We start from the raw sequence: 19084 nt of genomic DNA on the forward strand, positions 1-19084 counted from the left end.
CTCCGCGCTTTCCGGGCGAGCCGCCACAGGTCATTTCTTCGGGATTCATATGAGTAACAAAGTGGTGGTCGCCGGCGTGGGGATGATTCCTTTCACGAAGCCTGGCGCGAGCGACAACTACCCGACGATGGGCGCGAATGCAGCGCGCGCCGCGCTGGCCGACGCCGGCCTCGACTATGCGCTGGTCGAGCAGGCCTACGCAGGCTACGTATTCGGCGATTCGACCTCGGGACAGGCCGCCATTTATGGCGTCGGGCTGACCGGCATTCCTGTCATCAACGTCAACAACAACGGCGCGACGGGCTCGACGGCGCTTTTTCTCGCTCGCCAGGCGGTCGAAAGCAGCTCGGTTGAGTGCGCGCTCGCGCTCGGCTTCGAGCAGACGGCGCCAGACGCGCTGAAGAGCGCTTATTTCGACCGGCCGGGCCCGATGGAGCGGTTCGTCAAGACAATGGGCCACGTGCAGGGGACCGACAACGACGCGCCGCGCGCAGCACAATTCTTCGGCGGGGCAGCCCGCGCTTACCTGCGGGAATACGGGATCCTGCCCGATACCTTGGGCCGGATCGCCGTGAAAGCGCGACAGCACGCGGCGAACAATCCGTTCGCGGTATTTCGTGACCCCGTCACGCTCGACGAAGTCATGGCCTCGCCGATGGTATTCGATCCACTCACGCGCCTGCAGTGCTGTCCGCCCACCTGTGGCGCGGCGGCGGCGATCGTCTGTTCGGACGCGTTCGCCCGGCGGCACGGTCTCGATCCGCGTGTCGCGATCCTCGCCCAGTCGATGACCACCGACCGCAACAGCACGTTCGACGAAGCCGACATGCGCAAAGTGGTCGGTCTCGACATGACCCGGGCGGCGGCGCGCCAGGTGTACGAGAAAGCGGGTGTCGACCCGGTCGATATCGACGTGGTCGAACTGCACGACTGCTTCACGGCAAACGAATTGCTCAGCTACGAAGGACTCGGTCTGACGCCTGAAGGCACCGCCGAACGATTCATTCGGGACGGTGAGAACACCTACGGCGGGCGGGTCGTGACCAACCCTTCCGGCGGCCTGTTGTCGAAGGGGCATCCGCTTGGCGCAACCGGGCTTGCGCAATGCGCCGAACTCGTCTGGCAACTGCGCGGTACGGCGCAACAGCGTCAGGTGGAAGGGGCGCGGCTCGCGCTGCAACACAATCTCGGTCTCGGCGGCGCCTGCGTCGTGACGTTGTATGAGCGCCTGTCATGAAGAGCTGCCAAACCGCTCATCACGACTACGGCGCGGCGATGCGCGCGGGTGAACCACTGCGCTTGCACAACCTGAGGCTTCCGTTCGCGGTCAGGCTGACCGCACACATGGGCCGCCACCGCCTCGCCGGCGACCGGCGCGCGGGCGTGCTGGACGAAGGGGCGTCGCTCGATCTGCCGGCCTACCGGACCTTGCATTACGAAGGCCCGGTGATCGCGGATGCGCGCGCCGGACACCGCCTGCATTTACTCATCGATGAATACACGGCACCGGCGCAGCGATCTCCCGCTGACGACCTGCGAATCAAGCTTGCGATCCGTCTGGCGCGAGCGGTTTTTCGCGATCCAGCCTCGGACTGGTCGCTCAGCATGGCCTCGCAGCACATGGGCATGACGCGACACGCATTGGCCACGCAACTCTTTCGGGAAGGCAGTGCGCTGACACCGATCGTGCGTGAACAGCGACTCATGCGCGCGCTGCTGGCTGCGCTCGCCGCGTCACCGGGACACATGCAGATGGCAAAGCTCGCGGTTCAAACCGGGTTTGTGTCGGTCAAGCGCTTCGACATGATGTTTTCGCGGCATTTCGGCTGTGGCGTGGGGCAACTCGAGAAGCGCGCATGGAGTCCCGCGCTGACATGGTCGGCGGTCAACCACGGGTCGCCGGGGCGAGGAGGTGCCCCGTCATGCTTAAACGCAATCTGAACACCTGGCGCGGACAACGGCTCCGCGTTCCAGTCTCAACGGAGATTCAAGCTCGTGCATAACCTCGACACTTTTTACATCGGTGGCCAATGGGTCGCGCCGGTCAACGCCGGCGAAGTTTTCCAGATGGTCAGTCCTGTTTCAGAAGCCGTGACGGGCACCGTCGCCATGGGCAGTGCCGACGATGTCGACCGCGCCGTTGCCGCCGCACGCGCGGCGTTTCCGGCCTGGTCCGCCACCCGCGTCGAAGAGCGTATGAGCGTACTCAAACGCATCGCTGAACTTTACGCGGCGCGCATCGGCGACATGGCAGACGCCATCCGCGAGGAAATCGGCGCACCGCAATGGCTGTGCAACGAGTATCAGGCGAAGGTCGGTCTCGCCCAGATCCACACGGCGATTGCCGCGCTGAAGGATTTCGCCTTCGTGACGAAGCAGGGCGCCACCGACATCGTGCGCGAGCCGATCGGTGTAGTCGGTCTCATCACGCCGTGGAACTGGCCGGTTAATCAGGTGATGGCGAAAGTGGCGCCGGCGTTGGCGGCTGGCTGCACGATCGTACTGAAGCCGTCGGAAATCACGCCGCTCGACGCGCGCATCGTCGCGGAAATCATTCACGAGGCGGGCGTGCCTGCCGGCGTGTTCAATCTGCTCTACGGCGACGGCAAGTCCGTTGGCGCGGCGCTGTCGCGCCATCCGGACGTCGCGATGATTTCGATCACGGGCTCCACGCGCGCCGGCATCGAAGTCGCGATCAACGCGGCTGCAACGGTCAAGCGTGTGGCGCAGGAACTCGGCGGCAAGTCGGCTAACGTCATTCTCGACGACGCGGATCTGAAGGCCGCCGTCTCGGCCGGTGTGATCAGCTGCATGTTGAATTCCGGTCAGACCTGCATCGCCCCCACGCGCATGCTGGTGCCGCGCGCGCACTACGAAGCCGCGGTGGAGATTGCGCGTGCCACCGCGTCCGCGTTGAAGGTCGGCGACCCGCTCTCGCCCGATACGAAACTCGGGCCGATTTCGAATCGCGCGCAATACGAGAAAGTGCAGCGCATGATCGCAATCGGCATTGAAGAGGGCGCACGGCTGGTTGCGGGTGGGCCTGGCCGTCCCGAGCCTCTGTCGCGCGGGTTCTACGCGCGGGCCACGGTTTTTGCCGATGTCACCCCCGACATGACGATCGCACGCGAAGAGATCTTCGGGCCGGTGCTCTCGATGATCGCGTACGACAACGAAGCGGAAGCGATCGCCATCGCCAATGGTACGGAGTACGGACTTGCCGCTTACGTCTGGTCGGGCGACCCCGCGCGTGCGCGACGCGTGGCCGGTCAGTTGCACGCGGGCAGCGTGCAGATCAACGGCGCGAAGATGGATTTCACGGCGCCGTTCGGCGGCGTCAAGACCTCGGGCAACGGTCGTGAGCACGGCGCTTATGGTCTTGCCGAGTTCCTCGAATACAAGTCCGTGGCGGGCTGCGCCTGAGGCGCTTTCACAGTGCAACGAACAGGGGCGCGGGCCGCCCCGGCTGCATGACTATCTGAATCTGGAAAAGCCTCGCATGAAGCAACTACCCTACGTAAGCGCCGAGCAACTTGCGGCGCTCGAATTCGATTATGTGGTCGTCGGCGCCGGCTCCGCCGGCTGTGCGATTGCGTCAAGGCTCGCGGAAGACCCCTCTGTCACTGTGGCGTTGCTGGAGTCCGGGCCGCCCGACCATCACTTCAGTGTCACGGCGCCGCTGGGGCTCGCACTGCTCGCGACGCGCAGGGGACCACGCAACTACGGCTACTTCAGCGTGCCGCAACCGGCGTTGCACGGCAGACGCTCGTATCAGCCGCGCGGGCGCGGCTTGGGCGGCAGTTCCTCGATCAACGGCATGGTCTACGTTCGTGGCCATCGCAATGACTATGACGAGTGGGCGGTGGCCGGTTGCCACGGCTGGAGCTATCGCGACGTGCTGCCCTATTTCCGGCGCAGCGAGTGCAACGAGTTGCACGCCGGCAGCGACGACAACCCATGGCACGGTGGGCACGGGCCGCTGCATGTCAGCAACCTGCGCTCGCCGAATCCGTTCTCACAACGGTTTATCGAGGCAGCGTTGCAGGCGGGCTTCCCGCTCAACCACGACTTCAACGGTGAAAAGCAGGAGGGTGTGGGCCTTTATCAGGTAACCCAACGCAACGGTGAGCGCTGGAACACGCCTCGCGCATTTCTGCACGGCGGCGACCCGACCGACGCGAACATGAATGGCGGACGTTCGCGGCTCACCGTGCTGACAAACAGCCAGGCGCTCAGAGTCGTGTTCGACGGGCGGCGCGCGCGAGGCGTGTCGATCGTGCGCGACGGCATGAAACAGACCGTGCGGGCAAGGCGTGAGGTCGTTCTCAGCGCGGGCGCATACGGTTCGCCGCAACTGCTGATGGCCTCGGGTATCGGACCGGCCGTGCACCTGCGGGAGTTCGGTATCGAGGTCGTCCACGACTTGGCCGGTGTGGGCCAAAACCTGCAGGACCACGCCGACGTCCTCGTCAACAAGCAGCTTGATACGACTGATCTGTTCGGCCGCTCGGTGCGCGGCGGCATGCGCCTGCTCAGCGAAATCCTCCGCTACCGGCGTCATCGCACGGGCATGGTCACGTCCAATTTCGCCGAGGCCGGGGCTTTCGTCAGGAGCCGCGCGGAGCTCGATATTCCCGATCTGCAACTGCATTTCGTCCCTGGGATGATCGGCGGTCGCGGCGGCAGACAGCGGGTGCGTGGCCACGGCTATTCGTGCCACGTCTGCGTGCTGCGTCCGCACAGCCGCGGCGAAGTCCGGCTGCGAACGCCCGACATGCGCGACGCGCCGTCCATCGACGCGCGCCTGCTCTCCGACAAGCGCGATCTCGACAGCCTCGTCGAGGGCGTGCGGATCGTGCGCCGCATCTTTGCGCAACGGTCCCTCGCCGGCATGGGCGGCCGCGAACTCTTCACCGAATCCTTGGGTGACGGCGACGGCAGCGACGACGCGATCCGCGAATTCGTTCGTAGCCATGCGGACACCGTTTTTCATCCCGTTGGCACCTGCAGCATGGGGACGGGGCCGATGGCGGTAGTCGATCCATCGCTGCGGGTGATCGGTGTCGAAGGATTGCGCGTGGTCGATGCTTCGGTGATGCCGACGCTCGTCGGCGGCAACACCAACGCACCCTCGATCATGATCGCGGAGAAAGCCGCCGACATGATGCGGCGCGAGTGGGCGGGCGCGCGCCTCGTCGCCGCTGTGTGACGTGTTTTCAATGCCGCATGCACTCAATACATACAACTCAGGCGTGCGGCAACAGAGGTTTCATCTGCAGGACAGAAGTGCAACCAGATCCGCTTTCCGGCGGAGACAAAATGAGGAGACATGCATGCGTTTCAGCGACATCAGCAAGGGTATTTGCGGCGCTACCCTGATTGCCGCGGCTGGCACCGCAGTGGCGGACACGAACGTGACGCTCTATGGTGTCGTCGATGTGTTCGGGCAGTATCTGGATAACGGGGGCACCCATTCCTTTTCGGAGCGCAGTGGTGGCTCTTCGGGTTCGCTGTTCGGCTTCAAGGGCAGTGAGGATCTGGGCGGCGGTCTGAAGGCGGATTTCGATATCGAGAATGGCTTCAACGTCAACAATGGCACCGCCTTTGCCGATACAACGGCTCTTTTCTTCCGCCAGGCATGGGTTGGACTGTCGCATGACAGGTACGGCTCGGTGAGCTTCGGTCGCCAGTATCAGCCGAGTTTTCGCGTCGTCTATCCCGCTGATCCGTTTCGCGCCAACGAGATCATGTCGCCGCTCTCCGCGGCGGTGCTCGCGGTTGATCGCAGCACGCTCGCGACGCAATACGCCACCGGCCGGACCAGCAACTCGATGCTGTACCAGTCGCCGAATCTTCGTGGCGTGCAATTCTCGGCGATGTACGGCTTCTCGGCGACCGTGACGCAGCCCGTGCCCGAGACGACCGGCAACATGGTCGACGTGGGGCTCTCCTACACCGGTTACGGCCTCTATGCGGGGATCGGCTATCAGAATCAGCATGCTGCGGTGGAAACGTTCCCTGGCCTGCCAGCGAACCTCAATCTGCTCGGCACGGAGCATTTCATCGGTGCGCTCGCGTATCGGCTCGGTATCGTCAACTTCCAGTTCAACTACTCGTACACGCGTCCCAAGGATGCGCCGGCCAGATCGCTTGCTGCGCTGCTGAACGCGGGTCATTCGGTCAGCATCATGGAGTTCGGTGTGACGATCCAGGCGACGCCCGCGGATACGATCGAGGTGGCGGGCATCGAGCGGGATGTACGTGGCGTCCATGACAACACGCCAGGCGTCGAGCTGGGCTACGACCACAACCTCTCGAAGCGGACCAGCCTCTACATGCGCGCGGGCTACATGAAAAACAATGGCTCTGCGACGACGAGTTGGCCTGGCGTGGTAGTCATCGAGCCAGGTACGACGCAAAAGCTCGCGGTGGTGGGCATGACGCATCGCTTCTAGGTAGTCTCCCCAGGACGGCGGCTGGCCTGCCGTTCTCGAATCCCCCCCAAACCGGGTAGGGGGGGACTCTCCGGTCCCCGCGAAGATGATTCTGTTGAAACGAGGCGGCTGATGGGTTGCCACGAGCCACCAGAATAGGATCGGGAGAGTTGTCAGATGGAAGTAAATCGCACCGTTTTTCGCGACGACCATGAAATGCTTCGCGAATCCGCACGCCGCTTTTTCGAACGCGAGTGCGTGCCGCGCCAGGCGGCATGGGATGAAGCCGGTCGAGTAGACCGCGAAACCTGGCGCAAGGCTGGCCGCGAAGGTCTGCTGTGCGTCGCGATGCCGACCGAATACGGCGGAGGTGGTGGCGATTTCGGGCACTCGGCGATTATCGTCGAGGAAACGCACCGGGCCGGCATCTCGGGCGCAGGATTCTCCCTGCATTCCGACATCATTGCGCCGTACATCAATCGCCTCGGTACAGAGGAACAGAAACAGCGCTGGCTGCCCGGCGTCTGCGCGGGCGAAACGATTCTGGCGATTGCCGTTACCGAACCCGGTGGCGGCTCCGACGTGAAGGCATGCCGCACGACGGCGGTGCGCGAGGGCGACGAATTCGTCATCAACGGAAGCAAGACGTTCATCTCGAACGGCATGAGCGCCGACATGATTCTGGCGGTCTGCAAGACAGACCCGTCAGCCGGCGCGAAGGGCGTGAGCCTGTTGATGGTCGAAACCGATCGACCAGGGTTTCGCCGCGGTCGCAAGCTACAGAAAGTCGGTCAGCCGGCGGCGGACACTGCTGAAATCTTCTTCGACGACGTGCGCGTACCCGCAACCAACTTGCTGGGCGAAGTGAACCAGGGTTTCGGCTATCTGATGCAGGAACTCGCCCAGGAGCGTCTCATCATCGCGGTGTACTCGGCGGTGGCGATCGAGCGACTGCTCGGCCTCACCCTCGAGTATGTGAAGGACCGCGAGGCCTTCGGCCAGACCGTGTGGGACTTCCAGAACACCAAATTCAAGCTGGCCGACGTCAAGGCCCAGGCGGTGGCGATACGCACTATGGTGGACTACTACCTCGCCGAACACATGCGCCGCAAGCTGACCGTCAGCGAGGCGGCGATCGCGAAGATGCATGCGACCGAAACGCTGTGGAAATGCATCGACGACATGGTCCAGCTGCATGGCGGCTACGGCTACATGCTGGAGTACCCGATTGCACGGGCGTTCACCGATTATCGCGTGTCGCGCGTGGTGGGTGGCGCCAATGAAGTCATGCGCGAGTTGATTGCGCGAAAGCTGTAACTCACAAAAAAAACAGTGGCTATTTGCGGTCGGCAGACCGGCGGCCACGCCCTTTCACTATCAGAGGAAATGAAATGAGCGAGAAAGTCCTGGTTGGTGGCGTTGGCATGATCCCGTTTTCGAAGCCGGGCGCGAGTCCGAGCTACACGGACATGGGCGCCAATGCCGTGCGACGCGCGCTGGCTGACGCCGGCATCGGCTATGACCTGGTGCAGCAGGCATACGTCGGCTATGTCTACGGCGATTCGACCTGCGGTCAGACGGCGCTCTACGAAGTCGGTATGACGGGTATTCCGGTCGTGAACGTCAACAATAATTGTTCGACCGGTTCGAGCGCGCTGTACCTGGCGCGTCAGGCCGTCGCGCTGGGTGACGCCGATTGCGTGCTGGCACTCGGCTTCGAACAGATGCAAGCCGGCGCGCTGAAGTCGCATTGGGATGACCGTCCGCCGACCCGTGCGCGGTTTCAGCCGATCGTGCAGGCGCTCACGGGCGACGTCGAAGGATTGCCCGGCGCACTGCGTAGCTTCGGTGGCGCGGGCCGCGAACATATGCAGCGCTACGGCACGAAGATGGAAACTTTTGCCGCGATCCGCGCGAAAGCCAGCCGTCACGCTGCGAACAATCCGCTGGCGCTCTTCAAAAACGTCGTCACCACCGAAGAGGTGATGAACGACAAAGTGTTGTGGCCCGGGGTGATGACGCGCCTCATGGCGTGCCCGCCGACATGCGGCGCAGCCGCCGCGCTGATCGTTTCCGAGCGCTTCGCGAAGAAGCACAACCTTCGCACCGACGTGCAGATTCTTGCGCAGGCCATGACCACTGATCCGGTCGAGTCGTTCGATCCACCTTCGATGATTTCGTACGTGGGCAGTTACATGGCCCGCGCCGCAGCGAACAAGGTCTACGAGCAGGCTGGCGTAGGTCCCGAAGATATCAAGGTGTGCGAGCTGCACGATTGTTTCGCGCATAACGAATTGCTCAGCTACGAGGCACTCGGTTTCTGCCCGACCGGCGAAGCGGAGAAATTCATTCTGGACGGCGACAACACCTACGGTGGCAAGGTCGTGACCAATCCTTCGGGCGGCCTGTTGTCCAAGGGGCATCCGCTTGGCGCCACCGGCCTCGCGCAATGCTACGAACTGACCAACCAGTTGCGCGGCACAGCCGATAAACGCCAGGTCGAAGGCGCGCGATTGGGTCTTCAGCACAACCTGGGTCTTGGCGGCGCGTGCGTCGTCACGCTGTACGCGAAAAACTGACACCACGTCGGCCCCGTCCAATTCAGAATCTAGCAGGAGCAGCAAGAGAAATGAGCAAGACCCTTGATGGAAAAGTAGCGATTGTGACCGGCGCAGGTCGTGGCATCGGCCGCGAAGTGGCACTGAAGCTGGCGAGCCAGGGCGCGCGCGTGGTCATCAACGATCTCGATGCAGCACCCGCGGACGAAGTCGTCGCGGAGATCGCGAAGGCGGGCGGCGAGGCCATGACGTTTGCCTGCAACGTAACCGACAGCGATTTCGGTGCGCGCCTCGGGAAAGCGACGCTGGACAGGTTCGGCGCGATCGACATCATCGTGAATAACGCCGGCTACACGTGGGACAACGTGATCCAGAAGATGACCGATGAACAGTGGGACGCGATCCTCGATTGCCATCTGAAGGCGCCGTTCAACCTTCTGCGCGCGGTTCAGCCGTATTTCCGCGAAGTCAGCAAGGCGGAAGCCGAAGCGGGCAAGGAAGTCTTCCGCAAGGTCGTGAATATCTCGTCGGTCTCCGGCACGCAGGGCAACGCGGGGCAGGTCAACTATGCGGCGGCGAAGGCTGGCGTGATGGGGATGACCAAGACACTCGCGCGCGAGTGGGGACGCATGAAGGTCAACGTGAACTGCGTTGCGTTCGGCTTTATCGCGACACGTCTGACCGAGCCGACCACCGAGCAGAAGACGGTCAGCATCGAAGGCCACGAGATCAAGGTCGGCGTGAACCCGGATCGCATTGTCGCCGCTAGCAAGGAGATCGCACTGGGTCGTCCGGGCACGGCCGAAGAAGCAGCGGGTTCGGTCTACATGTTCTGTATTCCCGAGTCCAACTACGTGACGGGTCAAACGCTGATTTGCGGCGGTGGCCGCGGCGGCTTCTAACCCGCGGTAAGGATGGCGCGCCGAGCGCCATCCTCCTGCTGGTGCAATAGATGAGCGGGTCCACAAAGAGACCCTGCCCGCCCCGCGCTGTCGGGGCCAGAAACGGAGACATTGACATGTACATGACACAGTCGCTGCATCGTTCGATGCAGCAGCGCCCCGACAAGATCGCGCTGCGCTTCAATGGACAGAGCACGACTTATGCCGAGTTCGGCGATCGCGTCGCGCGCCTCGCGGCGGCGCTGCGCAAGCTCGGTGTCGCGGAGGGCGAGCGCGTGGCGATGTTTTCGCTCAACTCGGCGCGCTATATCGAGTACTACATGGCTGTACCGTGGGCCGGCGCGGTACTCAATCCGGTGAATATCCGTTGGAGCGCGCCGGAGGTAATCTATTCGGTCAACGATTGCAGTACGGCGGTGCTGATCGTCGACGATCCGTTCGTCGATATCGCACGCAAGGTTGCCGCAGCCTGCCCGAGTCTTCGCCGGATCATCTACGCGGGGGACGGCGAGACACCCGAAGGCATGCTGAACTACGAAGCGCTCGTGGCCGACAGCGAGCCGATGGAGGATGCGTACCGTCATGGCGACGACCTGGCCGGCATCTTCTATACCGGCGGCACGACGGGCGTGCCTAAAGGCGTGATGCTGAGTCATACCAATCTTGTTTCATCGTCCTGCAACCAGTTGATGGCTGGCACGCTCGACGAAGGGACGACGATGTTGCACGTGATGCCGATGTTCCATCTGGCCTGCTTCGCTTCGATCAATGGTGTCTTCCTGTCGGCGGGGACGCACGCTGTGCTGCGTGCGTTCGAGCCAGGCGCGATGATGGCAGCCATCGCGGAAACAAGCATTACTCACGTCCTTCTCGCACCGACGATGATCCAGATGGGTCTCGACTGGATGGGGAGCAATCCGGGGCGCGCCGCACACCTGGATCTGACGTCGCTGCGCAGCATCCGTTACGGTGCTTCGCCGATGACACCGACGCTGATGGCGCGCACGCGTGCGACATTTCCCCACGCTACGTTTACTCAGGGCTATGGGATGACCGAACTGGCGCCGGTGGCGACCCTGCTCGGTGCCGAATATCACACGGACGAAGCCGTTGCGACCGGCAAGATTCATTCGGTGGGTCGCCCCGTCCACACGACTGAAGTGAAAATCGTCGACGAGATGGGCAACGAAGTGCCGCGTGGCTGTGTCGGCGAAATCGCGGTGCGCGGCCCCAACGTGATGCTGGGCTACTGGAACAAGCCGGAGGCGACGGCCGAGGCGATCCGCAACGGCTGGATGCATACCGGCGACGGCGGATACATGGACGAAGACGGCTTCGTCTTCCTGATGGATCGAATCAAGGACATGATCGTGAGCGGCGGCGAGAACGTCTACTCGGCGGAAGTGGAGAAGGCCCTCGTCAATCACCCGGCGGTTGCGCAGTGCGCCGTGATTGGCGTGCCACACGAAAAGTGGGGCGAGGCCGTGCATGCGGTGATCGTGCTGAAGCCCGGCGCCACCACGACCCTCGAGTCCGTTCGCTCGCATTGCCGCGAACAGATTGCGGGCTACAAGTGCCCGGTGAGCGTGGACTTCCGCGAGGCGCTGCCGTTGTCGAGCATCGGCAAGGTTCTGAAGAACGAGTTGCGCAAGCCCTATTGGGCGCAGCCGGCATAAGCGCCGGGCGGGGCGCCACGCGAGTGGGGGCGCCGTGCCGCACATCAAGTCAACTTTCTTCGCGCGCACCATGCGTCTGCGGAGAAGCCGGCCGCGTGGAATGGATACGCCGCGGCCGTCGTGCTAAATCGAAAGCAATCGGAGGCATTACATGGAATCTGCAATGGTCGATACGCAACCCGCGATGACGCATGCTCAGGATGGCGAACACTGGCCGTTTTCAGTCAGGCGCTCGACGCCGTCGATCGGCGCGGAGATCGGCAATATCGATCTGCGCCAACCGCTGGACGACGATACCTATCTCGCGCTGCGTCGCGCGCTGGTCAAATTCAAAGTGCTGTTCTTTCGCGATCAGGACATCACGCCGGCGCAGCACGTTGCGCTCGCGCGGCGCTTTGGTGAACTCGAAATCCATCCGATGATTCCGCATCACGCGGACCATCCGGAGCTTGTCGTTTTCGGGCACGGCAAAAGCAGTCCGGGCCGCGAGAATCTTTACCATTCCGACGTTTCGTGGCGCGAAACGCCGTCGATGGGCTCGGTGCTGCGTTGCGTGAGCTGCCCGGAAGTGGGCGGCGACACGATCTGGGTCAACATGGTGGCAGCGTATGAAAACCTGTCCGCCGAGACGAAGGCGAAGATCGCGCGATTGCAGGGCGTCCACGACGCCATGCCCACGTTCGGTCAGGCACTGTCCGACGAGCAGTACGAAGCCATGCGGAAAAAGTATCCGCCTGCGGTGCATCCGGTCGTGCGCACGCACCCCGAAAGCGGCGAAAAGATCCTCTACGTCAACGAGGGCTTCACGACTCATCTGGCCAACTATGCTAAGGAGCAGCCCTACCGTATCGGTTCGGACTTCCGGCTCGGCGAAATGGATCTGCTTCAGTATTTGTATCGGCAGGCGGCGGCCCCGGAATATCAGGTGCGTCTGAAGTGGCAGCCGAACACGATCGCCTTCTGGGACAACCGCTCGGCCCAGCACTATGCCGTGCAGGACTATTTCCCGGCCGTACGCCACATGATGCGAGCCACGATTATTGGTGACCGTCCCGTTTGAATTGAAGTCCGGGCAGCGAACCTGAGAGAGCGAGCAAGCGAGCGAGACGCGATGCCGATACGTTGGCATCCGCTCCTCGCAAGTGCCATGGCCCAGGCTTATTCGCCCGGGCCTTTTTGATGTTTCGTCAACCCTATGCGGGAAGGCGCCGTCCTTGCGGCCATATCACCTTCACGGCTTCGCCTTCCATGCGATAGGTGTGGCAGGTACCGACCACCCACGGCTTCGGCAGCGACGTATCGGAGGCGGTCAGGACGTCCACGCGCTCCTGCGTCTGCATATTGGCGAATGACGCTTGCATCGCGGTGGTTGCCATCGGGCCGAGCAAATCCGTCAGGTGCGTGCATCCCCTCACACCGCCAACGCGTGCCTTGACCTCGGCTTTGAAGCCGGGCCCGATCCGTACACCGACCAGGTTGCGATAGGTCGAGTTCATTTCGGTGCAGTACGGCGTGGGAGCCGCCTGAGTGCGTGCTTCCAGTTCCTGAATCACCATGTTTTCATCGACCGCCATGACGATGACCATGTCGTGAAACGGCGTTCCCGGCTCGATCGTCTTGAAGGGCAACACGGCGGCATAGGTCTTGGTATCGACCATACGGCCTTCGATTTCGACCAGTCCGTCTCTGCGCCGATAGGCATCGCACGTGATCTGGCGCGTATGGACTCGTGTCCGTTCAGGTGCTCGTTGACTGATTGCGTTCATGAATTCCCATCCGGTTAAATCGGAGTCGTATTGCTCCTGTTTGCGAAACAGCGCTGGTTCAATGGTCATCAGACCGGCTCAACGGATGACTCCCCATGTTGGGGGGGCGGCCCAGGCAGCGGGGCTTCGGGTTTTCCCTTCCTACTCACTTTGGGGAGGTAGCGTGAACGCGGGTGGGGCGCACCATCCGTAGCAAGGAAGCCAAGCTTTTTACTGGAGGGATAGGCCTTGAAAATTCTTGTGGCAGTTAAACGCGTCGTCGATGCGAATGTGAAGGTTGGTGCGAAATCGGACGGCACGGGCGTCGACATCGCGAACGTGAAGATGTCGATGAATCCGTTCGACGAAATCGCGGTTGAAGAAGCCGTTCGTCTGCGTGAAGCAGGCGTGGCGACCGAAGTGATCGCCGTGTCGGCGGGTGTGACGCAATCGCAGGAAACGCTGCGCACGGCGCTGGCGATCGGTGCGGACCGCGCGATCCTGATCGAGTCGAATGAAGAGCTGCAGCCCCTGGCGGTTGCCAGGCTGCTGAAGGCGCTGGTCGACAAGGAACAGCCTGGGCTGGTCATCCTCGGCAAGCAGGCGATCGACGACGATTCGAACCAGACCGGCCAGATGCTGGCTGCGCTGGCGAATCTGCCGCAGGCCACGTTTGCGTCGAAGGTTGTTGTTGCAGACGGTAAAGCCACCGTTTCGCGTGAAGTCGATGGCGGCGCGGAAACGCTGTCGCTGAGCCTGCCGGCCGTGATCACGACTGACCTGCGCCTGAACGAGCCGCGCTACGTGACGCTGCCGAACATCATGAAGGCGAAGAAGAAGCCGCTGGAAATCATCAAGCCGGAAGACCTCGGCGTTGATGTGACGCCGCGCCTGAAGACCCTTAAAGTCGTCGAGCCGCCGAAGCGCTCCGCCGGTGTGAAGGTGCCGGATGTGAAGACGCTGGTCGAGAAGCTGAAGACCGAAGCCAAGGTGCTGTGAGGAGACGGACGAAATGACGAATCTGGTGAATCTTGTAATAGCAGAACACGATAATGCGTCGATCAAGGCCGCGACGCTGAACACGATTGCAGCGGCGCAGAAGATCGGTGGTGATATTCACGTGCTGGTAGCGGGTCACAACGCACAGGCTGCGGCGGATGCCGCAGCGAAGATTGCAGGTGTTTCGAAGGTGTTGCTGGCCGACGCGCCGCAACTGGCAGCAGGGCTGGCCGAAAACGTCGAAGCGACGGTGCTGAACATCGCGAAGGACTATTCGCACATCCTCACGCCGGCGACCGCCTACGGCAAGAACATCGCGCCGCGTATCGCCGCGAAGCTCGACGTTGCACAGATCAGCGACATCACGGCAGTAGACAGCGCCGACACGTTCGAGCGTCCGATCTACGCAGGCAACGCTATTGCAACGGTGCAGTCTCAGGACCCGATCAAGGTCATCACGGTCCGCACGACTGGTTTTGACGCGGTCGCGGCAGAAGGTGGCAGCGCAACGGTCGAGAAGATCGAAGCGGCAGCCGATACGGGCCTCTCGCAATTCGTCAGCCGTGAAGTGACGAAGCTGGACCGTCCGGAACTGACGTCGGCGAAAATCATCGTCTCGGGTGGCCGTGGTCTCGGCAACGGCGAGAACTACACCAAGGTTCTCGAACCGCTGGCCGACAAGCTGAACGCAGCGCTGGGCGCATCGCGTGCAGCGGTCGATGCGGGCTTTGTGCCGAACGACTATCAGGTCGGTCAGACCGGCAAGATCGTCGCGCCGCAACTGTATGTGGCCGTCGGCATCTCCGGTGCGATCCAGCATCTGGCCGGCATGAAGGACTCGAAGGTCATCGTGGCGATCAACAAGGACCCGGAAGCGCCGATTTTCAGCGTCGCCGATTATGGTCTCGTGGGCGACCTGTTCACGCTCGTGCCGGAACTGGTGGCGCAGGCAGGTCTGTCGTCGTAGTGACTTGCCGGGTGCTGCGACGACCCGGCAGATATCCACAAGGGACGCGGCGGGTAGTGACGCGCCGTTGCCGAAGGTTGCTGGAGGAACCCATGATGACTGGGGAAAGGACACTGCGTCTTCTCGTCGATAAATGGCTCGGCCCGCGCTCCGAGTTGCGCACGCGCATCACGCGGCTTAGCCGCTTCCGGCAGGCCCAAAGGCGTTATGTTTGCGTGGAGGCGGTCCGCTCGTCGGGCGCGCTGGCGATCGTGTTTTTTCGCCACGACGATGGCTCATGGTGCGTGTTCCCTCCCATGTCGAGGCGACCCGAAATGGGCTACGTGACTCGCGCAAGTCTGCAAGGTAGTCGCGACCCGTTCCCGGAAAAGCCATCGTTGAATGTGCCCGAACGGCATCTGCCGTACTGAAGCCGCGACACGATGCGGCGCTAGCGCGATCCGGATGTGTGCGTGTCAGGCGGCACAAGTCAAGCCATCCATCAAGCGGTTTCACCCGTCTAGCTGCGTTGATCGATAAAAAAATGAACCTGTGATGTTCACTGGAGAAGGTGTGGTGATGAGCGATTTCCTGAAAATCGAACGGGACGGCGGCATTATGGTTGCCACGATGAACCGTCCCGAAACGCGCAATGTAATATCTGACAACGACGCTGTCGACGCATTGGTCAATCTGTGCGCGACGGTCAATGCCGACCAGTCTGTGCGTGCGTTGATCCTGACGGGCGCCGGTTCGGCATTTTCGTCTGGCGGCAATCTGAAGACCATTCGCGATTCGTTTGGCGCCGGATTGGGGGAGCCCGCGCACAGCCGCTATGCCTATCGCGACGGTATCCAGCGCCTGCCGCTCGCATTGTGCAACCTGGAAGTGCCGACCATTGCTGCGGTCAATGGCCCGGCATATGGCGCGGGCAACGATCTGGCGTGCATGTGCGACATTCGTATCGCGTCGCAGGAGGCGCTGTTTGCCGAGAGCTTCGTCAAGCTCGGCCTGATTCCGGGCGACGGCGGCGCATGGCTGCTGCCCCGAGTCGTCGGCATGTCGCGGGCCTGCGAGATGTCGTTCACGGGCGATCCGATCGACGCCAATCAGGCCCTCGCTTGGGGTCTCGTTTCGCGCGTCGTACCGGCTGACCAGTTGATGACGACCGCGCTAGAACTCGCGGACCGCATCGTGGCGAATTCGGGCAAAGCGCTGCGTATGACCAAGCGCTTGCTGCGCGAAGGGCAGCAGACACGGCTCGACACTTTGCTGGAAATGTCGGCGGCCTTTCAGGCCGTCGCGCATTACACCGAAGAGCATGACGACGCACTCGACAATTTTCTGACACGCCGCGGCAAATAGCGCGTGCATAGCAAAGAGACGTATACGACACCGCGCACTGCCACGAAGTGCGCGTACGGCAATGGCTCGTATCGAATATTGTGCTGGAGGAGTCTGTTGAATTCAATTTTCCCCGCGTTGTCGCACGCAGCGATTCCGGCTGAAGACGAAGCACTGCGCGCGCCCGTGCGTGCGTTTTTGCAGGCGCGGCTGCGCGACGTGCCAACCGAGATTCGCGCGCGCTCATGGCTCGGTTTCGATGCCGACTTCAGTCGCGCGCTCGCCGCGCAAGGATGGCTTGGGTTGACCTTGCCGCAGCAGTACGGCGGTGCGGGCAGAAGCGGCTTCGCCCGGTTTGTCCTGCTCGAAGAACTCCTGGCGGCAGGCGCGCCGGTCTCCGCCCACTGGATTGCGGATCGCCAGACAGCGCCGCTCATTCTGCGCTTCGGCACGCCCGCACAACGGGAGTTCTACGTGCCGAAGATCGTGCGTGGCGAGGCCTTCTTCTGCATCGGCATGAGCGAGTCCGACACGGGCTCCGATCTCGCCAGCGTGCGCACGCGCGCCACGCGCACCGCGACCGGCTGGCGCTTGAGCGGGCGCAAGATCTGGACGACCAACGCGCACCGATCGCATTACATGATCGCGCTGGTGCGCACGTCAGGCGCACCGGAAGACCGGCATAAAGGTCTCTCGCAAGTAATCGTCGATCTGTCTTTGCCGGGCGTCTCGATACGGCCAATACACGACATGGCGGGCGACGGCCACTTCTGCGAAGTGCTGTTCGAGGACGTCGATCTGCCGCCCGAGGCGTTAGTGGGCGAGGAAGGTTCCGGCTGGACTCAGGTGACCGCCGAGCTGGCATTCGAGCGCAGCGGCCCGGAGCGGGTCTATTCGAGCATCGTGCTTGCCGATACCTGGCTTGCCGAAGTCAAGCAGGCCGGCGTGACCAGTCTCGCCGTTCGCGCAATTGCGGGGCGCATCGCAGGACGTCTCGCGGTGTTGAGGTCGATGTCGCTTGCGGTGGCAGACATGCTCAACCAGGGCCGCCATCCGGATCTCGAAGCAGCCGTCGTGAAGGATCTCGGGACGGAATTCGAGCAGACGGTGCCCGTATGGATCGGCGAGGCGCTGGGGCTGGAGCCGCACTTCAGGCCGTCGCCCGCGCTGCTGGCTACGCTCGCCTACGTCCGGCAAATTTCACCGACCTATTCGCTGCGCGGGGGCACCCGCCAGATCATGCGCGGCATCATCGCGCGCGGACTTGGACTTCGTTGAGCAAGACACTATGACCGACGCAATATCAGACGAATTTGAACGTGCCCTCGCGGGCCTGTGTTCCGACGATCGGCTGCGTGCCATCGAGGCGGGTTCGCTCGCGGACGCCGAAACCCAGTGGGTGGAGATCGACGCATTGGGCTTCACCGACGCGCTCGTGCCGGCCTGCCACGGGGGCGTGGGGTTGTCACTCGAAGAGGCGTGGCCCTTGTTGCTTGCCGCGGGCTACGCGGGACTCAGCGTGCCGTTCGGCGAGACGATGATTGCGCGCGCGTTGTTGGTCGATCGAGGCTGGGCCAGTGATGGCGGGTGCATTGCCATTGCTCGCGCGCAGCACAGCGATGAAGATGCCGTGACGTGCTCCGATGTTTCGGGTGCGTTGCTGGCGCGTCATGTGCTGGTGGAACGCGCCGAGGCATGGCTCCTGATGCCGTGTGAGCGGGCGCATAGCGTGCCGGGTGCTTACCGGCCGCATGTGTCGGCAACGCTTCGTTGGGAATCCGCAAACGAAGCGGTATTTCGCCTGCCGCGTGGTGCCGAAAGCGCGGAGTCGATTTGCAGCGCCGTACATGCGGCGGCGATGGCCGGCGTGATGCAGCGTGTTCTGGCGCTCACGGTCGAGTATGCCAGCGACAGACGTCAGTTTGGCAAGGCGATCGGACAGTTTCAGGCGATTCAGCAGGAACTGGCGGTGCTGGCAGCGCAGGCTACGTCGACGGTGATGGCGGCTCGCATGGGGTGCGCCGCGCGCGGCGCGCTGCCCGATCCGCTCCTTGCCGCGGCGGCCAAACTGCGCGCCTGCGAGGCGGCGGAGAAAGTGAGTACGGTGGCGCACGCCGTGCACGGCGCGATCGGAATCACAAGAGAGCACATGCTCGGCGTGTTCACCAACCGTCTGCACGAATGGCGCATGTCACCCGGTGTGGAATCGCGCTGTGCCGCGTTGATCGGCGAGTCGTTGCTGGACAGTTCGGACAGTGCGGGCAGATCGCTGATCGATTTCGTCCGTGCGCGGCTCACGGCCGGTGACGTGAGTGGCGGCGTGACGGCTTCCGAACTCGCGGAACAAGCCGAATGAAGCCACGCTTGCGCTGCGGCAAACGGCCCGCGGGCTGACACCCGTCACCTCGAACCAGGTGATCTTGATGGAGGCCACGCTTTACGCGTGGCCTCCATCATCGAACACGCAGCAATCTGCGTTT

The 19084-nt window shown here is 62.8% G+C and carries 17 protein-coding genes; 16 read left to right on the forward strand and 1 reads right to left on the reverse strand.

The window, feature by feature from the left end; translation table 11 throughout:
* Positions 1 to 49: 49 nt before the first annotated feature.
* The 10 genes from KHO31_RS31010 (at position 50) to KHO31_RS31055 (ending at position 12630) form a co-directional block, all read left to right on the forward strand.
* Complete coding sequence (locus tag KHO31_RS31010; RefSeq protein WP_211624917.1) at positions 50 to 1237, forward strand: lipid-transfer protein; 1188 nt, start codon at positions 50 to 52, stop codon at positions 1235 to 1237.
* On the forward strand, positions 1234 to 1941 hold the full coding sequence (locus KHO31_RS31015; protein WP_211624919.1) for a helix-turn-helix transcriptional regulator: 708 nt from the start codon (positions 1234 to 1236) through the stop codon (positions 1939 to 1941). Before KHO31_RS31010 ends, KHO31_RS31015 begins: the two co-directional genes overlap by 4 nt.
* Before the next feature lie 54 nt (positions 1942 to 1995).
* Complete coding sequence (locus tag KHO31_RS31020; RefSeq protein ID WP_211624921.1) at positions 1996 to 3423, forward strand: aldehyde dehydrogenase family protein; 1428 nt, start codon at positions 1996 to 1998, stop codon at positions 3421 to 3423.
* A 76-nt stretch (positions 3424 to 3499) separates the two neighbouring features.
* Positions 3500 to 5209: a GMC family oxidoreductase gene (locus tag KHO31_RS31025; RefSeq protein ID WP_211624923.1), complete on the forward strand. Its 1710-nt coding sequence runs from the start codon at positions 3500 to 3502 to the stop codon at positions 5207 to 5209.
* A gap of 124 nt (positions 5210 to 5333) precedes the next feature.
* Entirely contained in the window at positions 5334 to 6455 is a 1122-nt protein-coding gene (locus KHO31_RS31030) for a porin (protein ID WP_211624925.1), read from the forward strand.
* 156 nt (positions 6456 to 6611) lie between these two features.
* A complete protein-coding gene (locus KHO31_RS31035) occupies positions 6612 to 7751 on the forward strand; it encodes an acyl-CoA dehydrogenase family protein (RefSeq protein ID WP_211624927.1) in 1140 nt (379 codons plus the stop codon).
* Between the two features lie 74 nt (positions 7752 to 7825).
* Complete coding sequence (locus tag KHO31_RS31040; RefSeq protein ID WP_211624929.1) at positions 7826 to 9013, forward strand: lipid-transfer protein; 1188 nt, start codon at positions 7826 to 7828, stop codon at positions 9011 to 9013.
* A gap of 50 nt (positions 9014 to 9063) precedes the next feature.
* Positions 9064 to 9894 (forward strand): SDR family NAD(P)-dependent oxidoreductase, encoded by an 831-nt coding sequence (locus KHO31_RS31045; protein WP_211624931.1) that lies wholly within the window; start codon positions 9064 to 9066, stop codon positions 9892 to 9894.
* A 116-nt stretch (positions 9895 to 10010) separates the two neighbouring features.
* Entirely contained in the window at positions 10011 to 11570 is a 1560-nt protein-coding gene (locus KHO31_RS31050) for a long-chain-fatty-acid--CoA ligase (protein ID WP_211624934.1), read from the forward strand.
* A 151-nt stretch (positions 11571 to 11721) separates the two neighbouring features.
* On the forward strand, positions 11722 to 12630 hold the full coding sequence (locus KHO31_RS31055) for a TauD/TfdA dioxygenase family protein (protein ID WP_211624936.1): 909 nt from the start codon (positions 11722 to 11724) through the stop codon (positions 12628 to 12630).
* 133 nt (positions 12631 to 12763) lie between these two features.
* Here KHO31_RS31055 and KHO31_RS31060 read toward each other — a convergent pair whose 3' ends face one another.
* Positions 12764 to 13405: a DUF2889 domain-containing protein gene (locus tag KHO31_RS31060; protein ID WP_211624938.1), complete on the reverse strand. Its 642-nt coding sequence runs from the start codon at positions 13403 to 13405 to the stop codon at positions 12764 to 12766.
* 159 nt (positions 13406 to 13564) lie between these two features.
* On the opposite strand from KHO31_RS31060, the gene KHO31_RS31065 reads away from it, so the two are divergent.
* The 6 genes from KHO31_RS31065 to KHO31_RS31090 all read left to right on the forward strand — a co-directional run bounded on the left by KHO31_RS31065 (position 13565) and on the right by KHO31_RS31090 (position 18960).
* Complete coding sequence (locus tag KHO31_RS31065) at positions 13565 to 14314, forward strand: electron transfer flavoprotein subunit beta/FixA family protein (protein WP_211624940.1); 750 nt, start codon at positions 13565 to 13567, stop codon at positions 14312 to 14314.
* 22 nt (positions 14315 to 14336) lie between these two features.
* Positions 14337 to 15281: an electron transfer flavoprotein subunit alpha/FixB family protein gene (locus tag KHO31_RS31070; RefSeq protein WP_211624998.1), complete on the forward strand. Its 945-nt coding sequence runs from the start codon at positions 14337 to 14339 to the stop codon at positions 15279 to 15281.
* A 92-nt stretch (positions 15282 to 15373) separates the two neighbouring features.
* Positions 15374 to 15691 (forward strand): hypothetical protein, encoded by a 318-nt coding sequence (locus KHO31_RS31075; RefSeq protein WP_236071554.1) that lies wholly within the window; start codon positions 15374 to 15376, stop codon positions 15689 to 15691.
* A 148-nt stretch (positions 15692 to 15839) separates the two neighbouring features.
* Complete coding sequence (locus tag KHO31_RS31080) at positions 15840 to 16625, forward strand: crotonase/enoyl-CoA hydratase family protein (protein WP_211625000.1); 786 nt, start codon at positions 15840 to 15842, stop codon at positions 16623 to 16625.
* A 96-nt stretch (positions 16626 to 16721) separates the two neighbouring features.
* Positions 16722 to 17882, forward strand: a complete 1161-nt coding sequence (locus KHO31_RS31085) for an acyl-CoA dehydrogenase family protein (protein WP_211624942.1) — start codon at positions 16722 to 16724, stop codon at positions 17880 to 17882.
* Between the two features lie 10 nt (positions 17883 to 17892).
* Complete coding sequence (locus KHO31_RS31090; protein WP_211624944.1) at positions 17893 to 18960, forward strand: acyl-CoA dehydrogenase family protein; 1068 nt, start codon at positions 17893 to 17895, stop codon at positions 18958 to 18960.
* Positions 18961 to 19084 lie beyond the last annotated feature (124 nt).

The organism is Paraburkholderia domus (assembly GCF_905220705.1).
GTDB lineage: Bacteria > Pseudomonadota > Gammaproteobacteria > Burkholderiales > Burkholderiaceae > Paraburkholderia > Paraburkholderia domus.

Coding starts and splice junctions, on each gene's coding strand:
- KHO31_RS31010 (WP_211624917.1), top strand. CDS start 50: ATGAGTAACAAAGTGGTGGTCGCCGGCGTGGGGATGATTCCTTTCACG.
- KHO31_RS31015 (WP_211624919.1), top strand. CDS start 1,234: ATGAAGAGCTGCCAAACCGCTCATCACGACTACGGCGCGGCGATGCGC.
- KHO31_RS31025 (WP_211624923.1), top strand. CDS start 3,500: ATGAAGCAACTACCCTACGTAAGCGCCGAGCAACTTGCGGCGCTCGAA.
- KHO31_RS31030 (WP_211624925.1), top strand. CDS start 5,334: ATGCGTTTCAGCGACATCAGCAAGGGTATTTGCGGCGCTACCCTGATT.
- KHO31_RS31035 (WP_211624927.1), top strand. CDS start 6,612: ATGGAAGTAAATCGCACCGTTTTTCGCGACGACCATGAAATGCTTCGC.
- KHO31_RS31040 (WP_211624929.1), top strand. CDS start 7,826: ATGAGCGAGAAAGTCCTGGTTGGTGGCGTTGGCATGATCCCGTTTTCG.
- KHO31_RS31045 (WP_211624931.1), top strand. CDS start 9,064: ATGAGCAAGACCCTTGATGGAAAAGTAGCGATTGTGACCGGCGCAGGT.
- KHO31_RS31050 (WP_211624934.1), top strand. CDS start 10,011: ATGTACATGACACAGTCGCTGCATCGTTCGATGCAGCAGCGCCCCGAC.
- KHO31_RS31055 (WP_211624936.1), top strand. CDS start 11,722: ATGGAATCTGCAATGGTCGATACGCAACCCGCGATGACGCATGCTCAG.
- KHO31_RS31060 (WP_211624938.1), bottom strand. CDS start 13,405: ATGACCATTGAACCAGCGCTGTTTCGCAAACAGGAGCAATACGACTCC.
- KHO31_RS31075 (WP_236071554.1), top strand. CDS start 15,374: ATGATGACTGGGGAAAGGACACTGCGTCTTCTCGTCGATAAATGGCTC.
- KHO31_RS31080 (WP_211625000.1), top strand. CDS start 15,840: ATGAGCGATTTCCTGAAAATCGAACGGGACGGCGGCATTATGGTTGCC.
- KHO31_RS31090 (WP_211624944.1), top strand. CDS start 17,893: ATGACCGACGCAATATCAGACGAATTTGAACGTGCCCTCGCGGGCCTG.